Annotated in this window: 12 protein-coding genes; 6 read left to right on the plus strand and 6 right to left on the minus strand. The window is 74.0% G+C overall.

Annotated elements, in window-relative coordinates:
* Nucleotides 1–134: 134 nt before the first annotated feature.
* Both PT931_RS18760 and PT931_RS18765 read left to right on the plus strand, forming a co-directional pair.
* Nucleotides 135–1280 carry a hypothetical protein gene (locus PT931_RS18760; RefSeq protein ID WP_456247021.1) on the plus strand — a complete coding sequence of 382 codons (1146 nt, stop codon included), beginning with the start codon at nucleotides 135–137 and terminating at the stop codon, nucleotides 1278–1280.
* 95 nt (nucleotides 1281–1375) lie between these two features.
* Complete coding sequence (locus tag PT931_RS18765; RefSeq protein WP_456247022.1) at nucleotides 1376–1840, plus strand: TM2 domain-containing protein; 465 nt, start codon at nucleotides 1376–1378, stop codon at nucleotides 1838–1840.
* A 225-nt stretch (nucleotides 1841–2065) separates the two neighbouring features.
* On the opposite strand, the gene PT931_RS18770 is transcribed toward PT931_RS18765, so the two are convergent.
* The 4 genes from PT931_RS18770 to PT931_RS18785 form a co-directional block, all read right to left on the minus strand.
* Nucleotides 2066–2497, minus strand: a complete 432-nt coding sequence (locus tag PT931_RS18770; protein ID WP_456247023.1) for an N-acetyltransferase family protein — start codon at nucleotides 2495–2497, stop codon at nucleotides 2066–2068.
* Nucleotides 2498–2568: 71 nt separating this feature from the next.
* Nucleotides 2569–3675, minus strand: a complete 1107-nt coding sequence (locus PT931_RS18775) for a DNA glycosylase AlkZ-like family protein (protein ID WP_456247024.1) — start codon at nucleotides 3673–3675, stop codon at nucleotides 2569–2571.
* 102 nt (nucleotides 3676–3777) lie between these two features.
* A complete protein-coding gene (locus PT931_RS18780; RefSeq protein WP_456247025.1) occupies nucleotides 3778–4455 on the minus strand; it encodes a GNAT family N-acetyltransferase in 678 nt (225 codons plus the stop codon).
* A 27-nt stretch (nucleotides 4456–4482) separates the two neighbouring features.
* Nucleotides 4483–4881 (minus strand): MerR family transcriptional regulator, encoded by a 399-nt coding sequence (locus PT931_RS18785; protein ID WP_456247026.1) that lies wholly within the window; start codon nucleotides 4879–4881, stop codon nucleotides 4483–4485.
* 75 nt (nucleotides 4882–4956) lie between these two features.
* Here PT931_RS18785 and PT931_RS18790 point away from each other — a divergent pair, with 75 nt between their 5' ends.
* The 4 genes from PT931_RS18790 to PT931_RS18805 all read left to right on the plus strand — a co-directional run bounded on the left by PT931_RS18790 (nucleotide 4957) and on the right by PT931_RS18805 (nucleotide 11145).
* The gene (locus PT931_RS18790; protein WP_456247027.1) at nucleotides 4957–5901 is read left to right on the plus strand and encodes a sporulation protein; all 945 of its coding nucleotides are present in this window, start codon (nucleotides 4957–4959) and stop codon (nucleotides 5899–5901) included.
* A 61-nt stretch (nucleotides 5902–5962) separates the two neighbouring features.
* The gene (locus PT931_RS18795) at nucleotides 5963–7657 is read left to right on the plus strand and encodes an Hsp70 family protein (RefSeq protein ID WP_456247028.1); all 1695 of its coding nucleotides are present in this window, start codon (nucleotides 5963–5965) and stop codon (nucleotides 7655–7657) included.
* A gap of 59 nt (nucleotides 7658–7716) precedes the next feature.
* Complete coding sequence (locus tag PT931_RS18800) at nucleotides 7717–8085, plus strand: DUF4259 domain-containing protein (protein WP_456247029.1); 369 nt, start codon at nucleotides 7717–7719, stop codon at nucleotides 8083–8085.
* A gap of 75 nt (nucleotides 8086–8160) precedes the next feature.
* Entirely contained in the window at nucleotides 8161–11145 is a 2985-nt protein-coding gene (locus PT931_RS18805; RefSeq protein ID WP_456247030.1) for a BTAD domain-containing putative transcriptional regulator, read from the plus strand.
* Nucleotides 11146–11253: 108 nt separating this feature from the next.
* On the opposite strand, the gene PT931_RS18810 is transcribed toward PT931_RS18805, so the two are convergent.
* Nucleotides 11254–12174 carry a hypothetical protein gene (locus tag PT931_RS18810; RefSeq protein WP_456247031.1) on the minus strand — a complete coding sequence of 307 codons (921 nt, stop codon included), beginning with the start codon at nucleotides 12172–12174 and terminating at the stop codon, nucleotides 11254–11256.
* A 141-nt stretch (nucleotides 12175–12315) separates the two neighbouring features.
* Entirely contained in the window at nucleotides 12316–13323 is a 1008-nt protein-coding gene (locus tag PT931_RS18815) for an alpha/beta hydrolase (RefSeq protein WP_456247032.1), read from the minus strand.
* Between the last annotated feature and the right edge of the window lie 28 nt (nucleotides 13324–13351).

Genomic DNA, 13351 nt, shown 5'->3' on the forward strand with positions numbered 1-13351 from the left:
GGTTTCCGCCACCGCGGCCGCCGCGCCCACGCACCAGCCCACCGGCCGGGACGTGCCGACCCCACAGGAGACACGCCATCACCCTTTCCCCGCCCCGGTCGCACGCCCTGGACTCCCCCCGCACCCTCACCGACGTGTACGGCCCCGGCGTCGCCGTCTGCGCCCGCCCCGTGGTCGAGTCCGGCGTGCTCGCCAGCGCGCACCGGCACACCCGCGACGCGCTGTCGGCCCGCCCGCTCGCCGTCGCCGACGACACCGCCGTGATCTGCAGCGCCGGCGGCACGGACCCGGAACTCCTCGCGGCCATGCGCGACGGCGGCCTGCCCGTCGGCACCGACCTGCGCGAGTTCCGCACCGAGGCCGAGTTCGCCACCCGGGTCACCGAGGCGATGTCCGACGGCCTGCTGATCTCGATGGAGTACCCGCAGCCCACCGACCTGTGCCCCGACGCGCGGACGGTGAAGACCGCGCTCCTCGTCGGCTACCTCAACAACAAGGCCAGCATCAGTACCCTGGTCGACCCCCGGTTCCAGGCCCGGCGCAGCGTCGTCACCCGCGCCGAGCTGCTCGACGCCGCCCCGGCCGAGAAGTCCTGGGTGCTCAAGGCCGCCACGAACGCCGCGCACGGCGGCAGCCTCGACGTGTACCTGCACGAGGCCGGCACCCCCGTCGCCCTGCCCGCCTTCGCCACCGTCCTCCCCGAGTTCGTCATCGAGGAGTACCTGCGGATCAAGCGCAACTGGGGCATCCAGCTGCACACCGGCCCCGACGGCCGCGCCCGGCTGCTCGCCGTCACCGAACAGCGCATCGACGACGCCGGCATCTACGCGGGCGGCAAGTTCGGCCTCGTCAACGCCCCGCCGTTCGAACTGCTCACCGAGTGCCTGGCCATCGCCCAGCGCGCCGCCGACGTCGGCTACCGGGGCCTGTGCAGCCTCGACTGCGCCCAGTCCGAGGACGGCCAGCTCGTGGTCCTCGACCTGAACTTCCGGATCACCAGCGGCTCCATCCCGCTGCTCGCGCTCAACTCGATCCGGCCGCACGCGCTGGACCTGCCAGCCGAGTCCGCGAAACTGTCCGGTACCGGACCCATCGCCGACCTGCTGACCGCGCTGAAGCCGGCGCTCCGCCGGGGCGGCCTGCTCGTCGTCGCCGGCCACGACAGCCTGCGCACCGACGCCCCCGTCACCGCGTGCACCCTGCAGATCCTGGTGTACGGCAACGAACCCGACGAGGTCACCGCCCGGCGGGCCGCGCTGGAGGCCCAGTTCGGCCACTGACCCGGGGGCCCGCCCGCGGGCATCGCCCGTTGCCCGTACGGGCACCAGGGGTTTTACCCGATGTCCGCGCACCGTTCCTCGGTTAGGCTGATCCCGTGACGTTCCCATCCTCTGACGACTCCGCGCCCAAGCCGGAGCAGTATCCCGCCGCGCCGACCTCCGTGCCGCCGTCCTACGGCACAGCGGGCCCGGTGCCTCCGGTGAGCTCGGTGCCGCCCGCGTACGGCACGCCGCCCCCCGGACAGCCCTACGGCCAGACCCCGCCGCCCCAGCCGCAGCCCGGCTACCCCGGCGGCCCGCAGTACGGCTACCCGGTCGACCCGATGACCGGGGAGATCCTGTCCGACAAGAGCAAGCTCGTCGCCGGCCTCCTCCAGATCTTCCTGGGCGGGTTCGGGGTCGGCCGGTTCTACACCGGACACGTCAACATCGCGATCGCGCAGATCGCCGTGACCTGGCTGACCTGTGGGCTCGGCGGGCTGTGGCCGCTGATCGACGGCATCCTGATCCTCGTCAACGGCGGCACCGACGCCCAGGGGCGCAAGCTCCGCGACAACTAGTCCGCGAACGCCCGACGGGCCGGCACGCGTCTCCGAGGAGGCGCGGACCGGCCCGTCGCCGTTCGCGGCAGCGGGTCGCGTGCGTCGGCTCCGATCGGGCGCGGGTCCCATGGCGTCCGACCCGGCCGCGACGCGCCGTTCACTGTCGGCTCCGGTCGGACGGGTCCCGTGGCGGATCGCGTCGGGCGTCGGGGTGGTGCGGCGGAGGGTCGGCGCTGCATGCCGTCAGGGCCGGGGCAGGGTGTAGCGGACCTTGGGTGCGGAGCGGGCGCCCAGGCGGGCGTAGAAGCGTTGGGCGTCGGTGTTCCACTCCGGGGTCTGCCACTGCAACTCCCCGTCCGCGAGCGCCGCGACCTCGTCGAACAGCCGGCGCCCCCACCCGCCGCCCCGGTGCCCGGCCACCACGAACAGACAGTCCAGATGGGTGTACTCCGCCCCCGCCCACGTCGAGTACTCCCGGCTGAACGTGGCGTACCCGCCGAGGGCGCCGTCCCCGGCGAGCACCAGGCAGCCGAGCCGGCCCGTGCCGAACAGCGCGCCCGCCAGCCGGTCGGCGAGGTCCGGTGCGACGGGGCCGGCGCGTTCGAAGTCCGCGTGGGCCGCGCACAGGGTGGCGAGGGCGGGCAGGTCCTCCGGCAGTACCCGTCGAATGATCATGGGTTTGATCGTCGTCGGCCGCACCCGGTCGGACCAGGGGCGCCGGCGTCGGACACCGCTGAGATCGCGCCTCAGTGGCCGGTGACCCGAAGGTCGGGGACGCCCCGGACCTCGGCCACCCGGACGGCCTCGGCCCCGACCTCTTTGGTGACCCGGGCCGGCCACGGCGCGAACGGCACCACCTCGACGTCGAGGCGTTTGCGCCCGGCGAGCCTGCCGCGCCACGTGCCGGCGACCTCCCCGTCCACCAGCACCACGCCCGGGCCGCCGATCGCCTTCCACACCGCCGACTGCCGGGCCTTGTCGGGCACGAGGAGATCCCGGTCGCGGGCCTGGAGATACGGGTCCAGCGGCGGGAGCAGCCGCACCACCCGGGGCTTCGGCGCGTCGCGCAGCGCGGCCACCGCGTCCCCGGGAAGCCAGGCGCTCCTGCCGTCGACCCGCACCTCGGTGAGGTCCCCCGGCCAGGCGCCCTTGATCCGGGCCGCCGTCGTGCCGAGGAACTTCGCGGCCTCCGTCGGTGTCGCAGGGCCGAGGAGCCGCAGGTAGGTGGCCAGGACGTCGGCCGTGCCGCGCGCCTCGGACGGCACGCCCGGCCAGCCCGGCACCGGGGCGAGCGCCGTGCCGTCGGTGAGGTCGAGGCGGACCCCGGCGAACAGCCCGACCTGCTGGAACAGCGCGCCGGAGATGTGTTGCGCGCCGCAGGTGGCGCACCAGAACGTCAGGGACGCCGGGATCCGGGCACTGACCGCGGTACTCACCTCGCCCTTCGGCAAGCTCGCCCGCACCACGTCGTGCATGGCCTCGGCCGCGGCCCGGAACGCCGCGACCCCCAGCTTCGCCCCGTCCCTGATCGCGGTACTGGCGATCCGGGTCGTCGCGTCGGCGTCGCTGAGCGGCCAGAGCGCGGCGGCGAGGCGGGGCAGGTCCGCCGTGCGGTGCAGGGTCGGCGCGCCCCGGGCGGCCCAGAGCAGGGTGAGGGCGTCGGGCGCCCCGTCGGTCCGGGGCGCTCCGCCGGTGCGGGCGGACAGCGCGATCCGGGCCGAGCCGTACGGGGTGTCCTGCACGCCGAGGTCCAGCACGTCGAGGTCCCGGGGTGCTGGGATCGAGCGGTCGAACTGGTGCGCGGCCACCCGGTACGCAAGGACCTGGGCGCGCGGGACGTCGAGGGTCACCATGGTCGCTCCTCACGACAGCCCGCCGGGCGGGGCCTGTGTCACAACACCTAGAGCATCCTAGCAAGCTGGCCCGTTCGCCGGGACACGTTCCTCAGTGGCCGGTCAGAGGAGGCGGGCCGTGGCCAGCAGGCGGGTGCTCATGCCGAGGCTGCCGAACAGCCGGATCGCCGGGACGTACGACCGGTTCACGACCAGGGCCGCGGCCCCGTGCCCGGTGACGAGTTCGTGCAGCACGAACGAGCACACCGCCCGGCCGAAGCCCCGGGACCGGCCGTCGGGATGGGTGGCCAGGCCCGCGAGGAACCCGACCTGTTCGGAGCTCCACGCGTCCGCCGCGACCGCCAGGAGCCGGCCCGTCCGGTCGCGGGCCCCGGCCCACCGGCGTACGCCGGGCCCGCCCGGTCGCGCCCGGGACGACGGCCACGCGGCGTCCAGGAGCCGGGCCACGGCGTTGCCGCCGCCGTCCAACCAGGTCGCGGCGCCGACGACCCGGGGCGGGGTGGTCGTGTGCATCCAGTTGACCAGTTCCACCAGCCGCAGCCGGGCGTTGTCCCGGCAGAGGGCGGTGAGGGTCGCCGCGTCGCCGATGGGACGGAACCCGGACCCGACGTCGGCGAGCACCCCGGGGACGAGGACGGCCAGCCGCTCGGCGGGTCCGGCCAGCACCAGGCGGTCGCGGCCGAGGAGCGCGGGCACGGCGACCGCCGTGGCGTCGCGGTAGGTGAAGGTGCGGGCGGTGGGGCGGGTGGCCCACCGCAGGAGCGGATCGTCAGTAGGCATGGCGGATCCTCACGCGTCGACTACCGGTCACGGGGGCGGGAGTGCTCCGGCGATCTCGAGTGCGGTGGTGATCAGGGCGTGGGCGCGCGCGGTGAGCGCCGACACCAGGTTGCCGACCTCGTCCCCGGTGTCCCCCGCGACGGTGCGCAGGGTCTGCAGGTCCCGGTCGAGGTCGCCGAGGGAGGCGGTCAGGACCGGCGCCGCGGGGGCCCTGAGCGCGGTCGCGATCTGGTCGATGGTCAGCCCGTGGGCCTCGAGTTGGCGGATCGTGGCGATCCGGTCGGCGGCCGCGGCCTCGTACAGCCGGAAGCCGCCCGGACTGCGTCCGGCCGGCGCGAGGAGGCCGGAGGTGGTGTAGAAGTCGACGGTGCGGTTCGACACCCCGGCCTGGGCGGCCAGTTCGCCGATCTTGAGAAGGGTGTTCACCACCCTCACCTCCTCTCCGCAGTCGGGCGGACACGTCCCGTCAACCATACAGTCGCAGGTGTTAGTCTAGTGATCATGGCTGTCTTCAAGAAGATGCTCAGCAAGATCGGCGTCGGAGCACCGACGGTCGACACCGTGCTGACCAATCCCAACACCCGCCCGGGCCTGGACCTGGCAGGTCAGGTGAACATCACCGGTGGCACGGTCGATGTCGACATCGAACACGTCACCCTGAGTCTGGTCACCCGGGTCGACCGCGACGACCACTCGGGCACAGTGGAGTTCCACCGCCTGCCCGTGACCGGTCGGTTCACCCTGAGGGCCGGCGAGCGGCAGTCCGTGCCGTTCACGATGCCCGTGCCGTGGGAGACCCCGATCACCCACGTCCACGACGGGCAGCGCCTGCGCGGGATGGTGATGGGCGTGCGCACTGAGCTGGCGATCGCCGCCGCCATCGACAAGGGCGACCTCGACGAGGTGAGCGTGCACCCGCTGCCCGCGCACGAGGCGGTCCTCGCCGCGTTCGGCCGGCTCGGGTTCCGGTTCAAGAAGGCCGACCTGGAGGCCGGACACATCCGGGGCAGCCGGCAGACCCTGCCGTTCTACCAGGAGATCGAGTACTACGCCGGGCCCGCCTACGCCCACGCCCTCAACGAGGCCGAGGTCACCTTCATCACCAGCCCGGCGGGCGTGGACGTGGTGGTCGAGGTCGACAAGCGCGGCGGCCTGTTCACCGGCGGCCACGACGTGTACTTCTCCTTCCACGTCCCGCACGCCGACACCGCGGGCACCGACTGGGCCGCGCACATCGACGGCTGGCTGCAGAGCACGATCCTGACCCGCGTCCCCGCGCGCGGCGCCTACGGTCAGGGCGGGCACGGCTACCGCCACCACGGCCGCGGCCACCGGGGCGGCGGGGCCGGGGCCGTCGTCGGCGGTGTGGCGGCCGGCCTCGTCGGCGGGTACGTGGCCGGGGAGATCATGGAGGACATGTTCGACGGGGGCGGCGAGGACTTCTAGCCCCGGCAACCTGACACTCTTCTGAGATCCCAGCCGGGACCGCCGCCGTTCTAATGAACGCGTGCGCGTCTTCCTGCTCGGGCTCGACTTCGGCTCGACCAACACCGTCTCCGTTCTCCGCTGGCCCGACGGCCGCACCCGGCCCGTGCTGTTCGACGGCTCGCCGCTGCTGCCCTCGGCCGTGTTCGCGGCGCCCGGTGGACTCGTCGTCGGCCGGGACGCGCAGCACGCCGCGCGGGCCCGGCCCGACTGCTTCGAGCCCCATCCCAAACGCCGGATCGACGACGGCGTGGTCCTGCTCGGCGCGGCCGAGTACCGCACGTCCGACCTGGTCGCCGCGGTGCTCGCCCGGGTCCGGGCCGAGGCCGACCGGATCGCGGAGCAGCCTGTCCGGCACGCGGTGCTCACGTACCCGGCCGGGTGGGCCGAGCCGCGTCAGCAGGTGCTGCTCGCGGCGGCCCGGCAGGTGTTCCAGTACCCCCGGCTGGTGCCCGAGCCCGTCGCCGCGGCCTGTCACTTCGCCGCCGCCGGCAGCGGTGTGCCGCTGGGCGCACCCGCCATGGTGTACGACCTGGGCGCCGGCACCTTCGACGCCGCGATCGTCCGGCGCACCCTCGACGGGTTCGACGTGCTCGCCGCCGGCGGGTTGCCGGACGTCGGTGGGCTGGACGTGGACGCGGCGCTGATCGCGCACCTCGGCGAGCGGTACGGCCGGACGCATCCGGAGCTCTGGCAGCGGCTCCTGCGACCGGCCACGGACGCCGACCGGCGCGCGAGCCGGGTGCTGTGGGACGACACCCGCACCGCGAAGGAGATGCTGTCGCGGGCGTCGAGCGCGCTGGTGCACGTGCCGCTGGTCGACGAGGAGTTCGTCCTGGACCGGGAGGCCTTCGAACGGGTCGCCGGCCCGCTGCTGCTCCGCACCGTCGACACCACCCGGCGGACCCTGGCCGACTCCGGTGTGGGCACCGCCGACCTGCACGGGGTCTTCCTGGTCGGCGGCTCCAGCCGGATCCCGCTCGCGGCCACCCTGCTGCACCGCGCGCTCGGGCTCGCCCCCAGCGCCATCGACCAGCCGGAACTCGCCGTGGCCGAGGGGGCGGTGCGCACCGAACCGCATCATCCCGAGCCGGTGTCGCTGGAGCTGCCGGCCGCATCCGCGCCGCCGCCGTCGCGGCGGAGACGCTGGGGTCTGGTCGCCGGGAGCGTGGCCGGGTTGTTGCTGGTCGCCGGAACCGCCTACGCGCTCACCCGGCCGAAGACGCCGGTGGGGACGAAGTCGACGCCGACCGGGCGGACGTCCTCTCCGGCCCCCTCGCCGACGCCCTCCCCCACCCCGCCCGGCATGCAGGACTGTCTGGTCGGCACCTGGCAGGTCGAGTCCGAGCAGGCCGACTGGGAGATCAACGGCGTGAAGATGGTGATGCGGGGCGACACGAACACGACCCAGCAGTTCCGCGCCGATGGTACGGGCGTGCACGTCTACACCAACCGGGCGGAGACCGGGGTGGCCAACAGTCAGCAGTACAAGGTGGTCGCGCACGGGACGATCGAGTTCACGTACCGGGTGGACGGCAAGGACCTGTACACCGCCAACCCGAAGGTGGACGGCACGGTCACGCTGTACATCGACGATCGGCGGCAGAGTCAGATCGCCATGGAGGTCGCCGCGGGCGGCAGCCAGATCAGCTGCTCCGGCGACGTCCTGAACTTCACCAGCAAGCAGCGCTCCTCGCAGTGGCGGCGGGTCGCCTAGCGGAAACTGTCGGACCCCTGCGGCACACTCACGCTCGACGACCGGCACACGGAGGTTCGATGGGTACCTGGGGCAGTGGCAACTTCGACAGCGACACGGCGGCCGACCACCTGTCGGAGCTGGCCGGGCGCCTGCTCGACGAGGTGGAGGCCGCGATGGCCGGGGACCCGGTGGGCCTCGAACCCGACGAGTACTGGGGCGTGGCCGTCCCCTGCAACCTGGAGCTGCTCCGCGTCCTCGCCGAGCAGAACCACGTCGGGGTCACGCTGCCCGAGCCGGAGAAGATCACCGGGTGGCGCGACACGTTCGTGGCCGTGTGGGACGCGACGATCGACGGCCTGGACCCGAAACCCGACTACAGAACCGACCGCCGACGGGTACTGGTGGACACCTTCGACCGGCTGGCCGCGCTCGCCGCCGACCAGTAGTCACGGGTGCCCCACCGGGGCGGGCGCGAGTGGCCGCCCGGCCCCGCGCGTGCCCAGTCGGCTATCGTCGATTTCATGTGGTTCGGAGTGCTCGGCCCGGTCCGGGCGCACGCGCACGACCGGGACCTCGGCGCGGGCAGCGGGCGCGAGCGCCTGATCCTGTCCGTCCTGCTGTTCAACGCGGACCGGATGGTCAGCACCGACCGCCTGATCGACGTACTGTGGGGCACGGGTTCGCCGCCGACCGCGAAGGCGCAGCTGCACAACGCGGTGAGCGCGCTGCGCAGGCGGCTGCGGGCCACGCCCGGCGAGGACGTGCTGCACACCCGCCCGCTGGGCTACGAGCTGCGGCTCGGCTGCCACCCGTTCGACCTGTCCGAGTTCCGGATGGGGCTGGAGCGCGCCCGCTCGGCGGCCAGCGGCGCCGACCACGAGCGGGCGGTCACGCTGCTGACCGGGGCGCTCGGGCTGTGGCGGGGTCCGACGCTGGCCGACGTGGCCGGGGAGTGGGCCGCCACCACGCGCCTGGCCGTCAACGAGGAGCGGCTCGGGGCCTACGAGCTGCTGCTGCAGAGCCGGCTCGCGCTGGGCCGGCCGGACGAGGTGCTCACGGCGCTGCCGGCCCTGGTGGCCGAGCACCCGTACAAGGAGCGCCTGCACGAGATCCGGATGCTCGCCCTGGTCTCGGCCGGGCGGCGCGCCGAGGCGCTCGGGGTCTACCGCGAGGTCTACCGCCGGTTCGCCGCGGACCTCGGGGTGCAGCCCGGGGCGGCGCTGCGGGCGTTGCACCAGCGGATCCTGGTCGGGCGGGACCCGGAGAGTTCGGCCGTGACCCGGCTGATCCCCCGCCAGCTCCCGCCACTGCCCCTGGAGATCGTGGGCCGGCGCGCGCTCTCCGCCGGGATCGCCGGGGCGGTCGGCAGGCCGGGCGTGGCGGTGCCGGTGAGCCTGCTGGTGGGGCCCGGCGGGATCGGCAAGACCTCCCTGGCGGTGGCGGTGGCCCACGAGCTGGGCGAGGCGTACCCGGACGGGCAGCTGTACGCGAACCTGCGGGGCAGCACCCGCTCCCCCGTCGACCCGGCGGACGTGCTGACCGGGTGGCTGCGCGCGCTCGGGGTGTCCCAGGACGTGCCGACGGATCCCGAGGAGCGGGCCGGCCTGTACCGCAGCCACCTGGCCGACCGCCGGGTGCTGGTGCTCCTCGACGACGCCGGCACCGAGCAGCAGGTCAGGGCGTTGCTGCCCGGCTCGGCGAGCAGTGCCGTGCTGGTGACGTCCCGGGCCCGGCTGGCCGGCCTGATCGGGGCCGCCCGGTGGACCGTGCCGGAGCTGTCCGCTGAGGACGCCCTGGCGCTGTTCGCCTCGATCGCGGGCCCCGACCGGTCGCCCGCCGACCGCGCCGACGCCGCCGCCATCGTCGCCGCCTGCGGGAACCTGCCGCTGGCCGTCGCGATCAGCGCCGCCCGGGCCGCAGCCCGCCCCGACCGGCCGCTCGCCGAGCTGCGGGCGCGGCTGTCCACGGCCCGCGGGCGGCTGGACGAACTCGCGGTCGGCGACCTCGACGTGCGGGCGACCATCGCGCTGAGTGACGAGTCCCTCGAACCCGACGAGCGGCGGCTGTTCGCCCGGCTGGGCGCGCTCCCCGGTACCGAACATCCGGCCTGGGTCCTGGACCAGCTCTCCGGTGACCGTCCGCAGCTGGTCGACCGGCTCGTGGACGTGCACCTGATCGAGCGCCTGGACCGCGACATCGTCGGCCAGACCCGGTTCCGGATGCACGACCTGGTCGCCGACTACGCGCACGAGCGGGCCCTGGCCGACGGGCCCGGACACCGGGAGGTCCGGTCCGCGCTGGTGGCCGCGTGGCTCGACCTGGCCAGTCGCGCGGACGACCTCCTGCAGTCCGGCCACTTCAGCGGCCTCGGCTCCCCGGCGCCCGCCGCGCCCAAAGCCGCGCACGAGGCGGTGGAGGCGTCGCCCGCGGACTGGTTCGACCGGGAACGGACCCAGCTGGTGGCGGCGGTGGACGAGGCGGTCGCGCTGGGCCTGGCCGACGAGGCCGGCCGGCTCGCCCTGCGGCTGTGCGGCTACTTCGACGCGCGCGGCTACGAGGACTGGGAGCGGGTGCTGCGGACGGCCCTGGACTGCGTCCGCGCGCACGGTACCGACGAGCTGCTCGGGTGGATGCTGGGCGCGGTCATCTCCACGGCGGCCCGCCACGACCGGTTCGACGAGCTGGCCGAACTCACCCGGGAGGAGCTGGCCGTCGCCGAGCGCACGGGCGACGTGGTCCTGTTCCAGCGGGCGCTGAACCGGGCCGGGATGGTCTCCCGCCGCCTGGGGCACCTCCGGGCCGCGCTCGACTGGCAGCACCGGGCGGTCGCGGCCTGCGACGACCGGGTGCCGCTCCTCGGGCGCACGTCCGCGCTGGCGGGGCTCGCGGCCAGCTACGGCGAACTCGGCCGGTACGCGGAGGGGCTGCCACCGGCCCGCGAGGCCCTCGACCTGGAACGCGCGGGCGGCATTCCCCGGATCGCGGCGATGCACGCGCTCACCTACGGCACGTTGTTGACCGGCGCGGGCCGGCACGCCGAGGCCCGGACGGTGCTGTCCGGGGCGCTGGCGACCGCCGTGGACCTCGACGACGCGATCGTCGCCGCCTACGCCCGCTTCCGGCTGGCCTACGTCGACCTGCACCTGCGCCGGGCGGACGCGGCCGAGCCCCTGCTCCGCGCGGCGCTGGAGGTGTTCGCGGCCGCCGGCGACCTCGGGACCACCGCGGACATCCACCGTGCCTTCGGCGACCTCGAACTGCTGCGCGGGAACCCCGGCGCGGCGGCCGGGCACCTGCGTCTCGCGCTGGACAGCTGGGACTCCACCGGCGCGCACCTGGAGAGCGCCCGCACCCACGCCCGCCTCGAACTCGCGGCGGAGCGGCTCGGCGACGCGGACGCCGCGCGGGAGCACCGGCGGCGGTGGCGGGACACCGTGGAGGGACTGGACCTCGACGAGGCGTGCCTCCGCCTCCCGGTGTTCCTCACCCCCGACCAGCCGGCCTGACCGGTAGCCTCCACCCCCGGGCGGGAGGCGACCGGGGCGACGCGGATCCCCCGTTCGGCGCGGCCCCCCCACCGGGGGCCGCTGACCCGCGTCGCCGGGCCCGGGCCGTCAGAAGCAGGCCGGGGAGGTCCAGCTCGACGGGGTGGGACTCTTGAACGCGCTCGGACCGCGCGGACCGGTGGTGTCGCTGAACTGGCCGACCTCGCCCCAGGCGCCACCGTAGCCGTACCACGGCATGTCCTTGACGTTGTGGATCGGCCGGGTGTAGGTCGCCCAGGCCTCACCCTTGCTCGTGGTGTCCTTGAAGCCGTACTTGGTCGGGTGGGTGCCGACCCTCGGATAGGTGGCGTGGGTGCCGAGCGCCGAGTACCCGACGGGGTGGGTGCCGATCCTCGTCACGGACGGGTAGCTCAGGACGCACGAGCCGCCGTGGCCGAAGAAGGCGACCGTCACCGGCTGGTTGGTGGCGCTGAGCTTGATCGAGATCCGCTCCCAGTCGCCCTCGTGGTTCTGCACCGCCGGGCCGTCGTTGTAGGCGTAGAAGAACCAGTAGGTGATGTGGTCGCCCTTCTGGTAGTCGTAGTACAGCTCCGCGCGGACGCTGCCCATGCCGCGCTGGGCGTTGTCGAGGTCGAGGTACATCCCCTCCGGCGAGTCGTGCGGCCGGACGTCCTGGTTGCTGCGGTAGGTGGTGTTGCTGTGCTGGCACACGGAGTTGGACGTCGTGTGCTCGTAGACGCCCGGCCCCAGCGCGTAGGAGCTGACCGCGCCGAGTCCGGCGATCTGGTGGTCCGGGCAGGCGTCGTGCGACCAGCCGAGGGCGGAGTGGTCGATGAAGGCCTGCGGGTTGGTCGGCCGCTTCGTCTCGTCCTGGGCGAGGTAGATCATGGGCGCGTACGCCAGGTAGAGCTGGGCCTGGATCTCGGTCTCGGACGCTGGCGCGGCGCCGGCCTGCGGCGCGCTGACCAGTACCAGGCTGATGGTCGTCGCGGCGGCGGCGAACAGCGAGGTCGTGCGTCGTCGTCTCATCGGTGGTGCGCTCCCTCACGGGTGGGGTGGGCGGGGAGCTGATCGCTTCCCCGCCCGGATCCTCGCCGGGGGCGCTCACAGATCGCTAACAACCGGGGCGGGCGGCCACCGACCGCCCACCCCGGACACGTCAACCGCTGGTCAGGGGTGCCAGAGCACGTCCATCATCACCGGCAGCTCCCGGCCGAGCCCGTTGCGGGCGGCGCACTCGATCCAGTGCCCGCAGTCGTACTCGACCATCCAGCTGTTGCCGATCCCGTTGGCCAGCAGGTGCTGGTGGAACTCGTACGTCAGCCGGTGGGCCTGCGCCTCCAGCAGGTCGTCGTGCCGCGTGCCGGCGTACAGCACGGTGTGCACGCCGCTGAGCGCGGAGACCCGGTGCCACGGGTTGTTGAAGCCCCACGACCCGTCCCAGGGCGCGCCGAACGGGCCGTCGAGCGGCAGTCCCTTCTCCGGCAGCGGGGCGGTGACGGCGGTCCGCATCCGCTGGTCCTCGAGGTGGTATCCGCCGGACATGCCGACGGCCATCCGGAACAACCCCGGGCGGTGGGTCGCGTGCCGGAGGGCGACGAACCCGCCCATCGAGAAGCCGGCCACTGCGCGCCCCTCCCGGGCCCGGATGGTGTTGAGGTTCTGGTCGACCCACGGGATGAGCTCGTCCAGGTGGAACCGGTCCCACTGCTGGACGCCGGCGGACTGGTTGACCCAGTTGGTCCCCCAGCCGGCCCAGCCGGCCTCGGCGGCGACCGTGATGATCGGGTACCCCCGGGTGACGGCCTCGATGTTGGCCTCGTTGTGCCAGTTGCCGGGCCCCTGCGCCCGGCCGTGGTACAGGTACAGCACGGGGTAGGCGAGGTTCGGGTCGTAGTTCTCCGGCAGGGTGACGATCACGTCGTGGTGGGTCCAGGAGATCGCGCGGGTGTCGACCGAGTTGGTGTGGATGTTGACGACGTAGGTCCGGGGCGTGCTGTGCCAGACGTTGCGGACCTCGATGCCGTGCCCGGAGACGAAGTCGGGCGGCGCCGCCTGGGCGGGCGCGGTGGAGGTGGCGAGCGAGGCGCTCAGGCTCGCGACCAGGAGGCGGGCGACGGTCAGGGCGCGACGGCGGAGGCGCGCGTGGACAGTAGACAAAGCATGACTGGTGGCCATTGTCCGAATATACATAACCATGACTTTC

Source organism: Longispora urticae, from assembly GCF_053902585.1.

Excerpts from the sequence above, each read along its gene's own strand:
- PT931_RS18780 (WP_456247025.1), bottom strand. The coding sequence starts at position 4,455 with ATGCCTACTGACGATCCGCTCCTGCGGTGGGCCACCCGCCCCACCGCC.
- PT931_RS18810 (WP_456247031.1), bottom strand. The coding sequence starts at position 12,174 with ATGAGACGACGACGCACGACCTCGCTGTTCGCCGCCGCCGCGACGACC.
- PT931_RS18815 (WP_456247032.1), bottom strand. The coding sequence starts at position 13,323 with ATGGCCACCAGTCATGCTTTGTCTACTGTCCACGCGCGCCTCCGCCGT.
- PT931_RS18800 (WP_456247029.1), top strand. The coding sequence starts at position 7,717 with ATGGGTACCTGGGGCAGTGGCAACTTCGACAGCGACACGGCGGCCGAC.
- PT931_RS18805 (WP_456247030.1), top strand. The coding sequence starts at position 8,161 with ATGTGGTTCGGAGTGCTCGGCCCGGTCCGGGCGCACGCGCACGACCGG.
- PT931_RS18790 (WP_456247027.1), top strand. The coding sequence starts at position 4,957 with ATGGCTGTCTTCAAGAAGATGCTCAGCAAGATCGGCGTCGGAGCACCG.
- PT931_RS18775 (WP_456247024.1), bottom strand. The coding sequence starts at position 3,675 with ATGGTGACCCTCGACGTCCCGCGCGCCCAGGTCCTTGCGTACCGGGTG.
- PT931_RS18770 (WP_456247023.1), bottom strand. The coding sequence starts at position 2,497 with ATGATCATTCGACGGGTACTGCCGGAGGACCTGCCCGCCCTCGCCACC.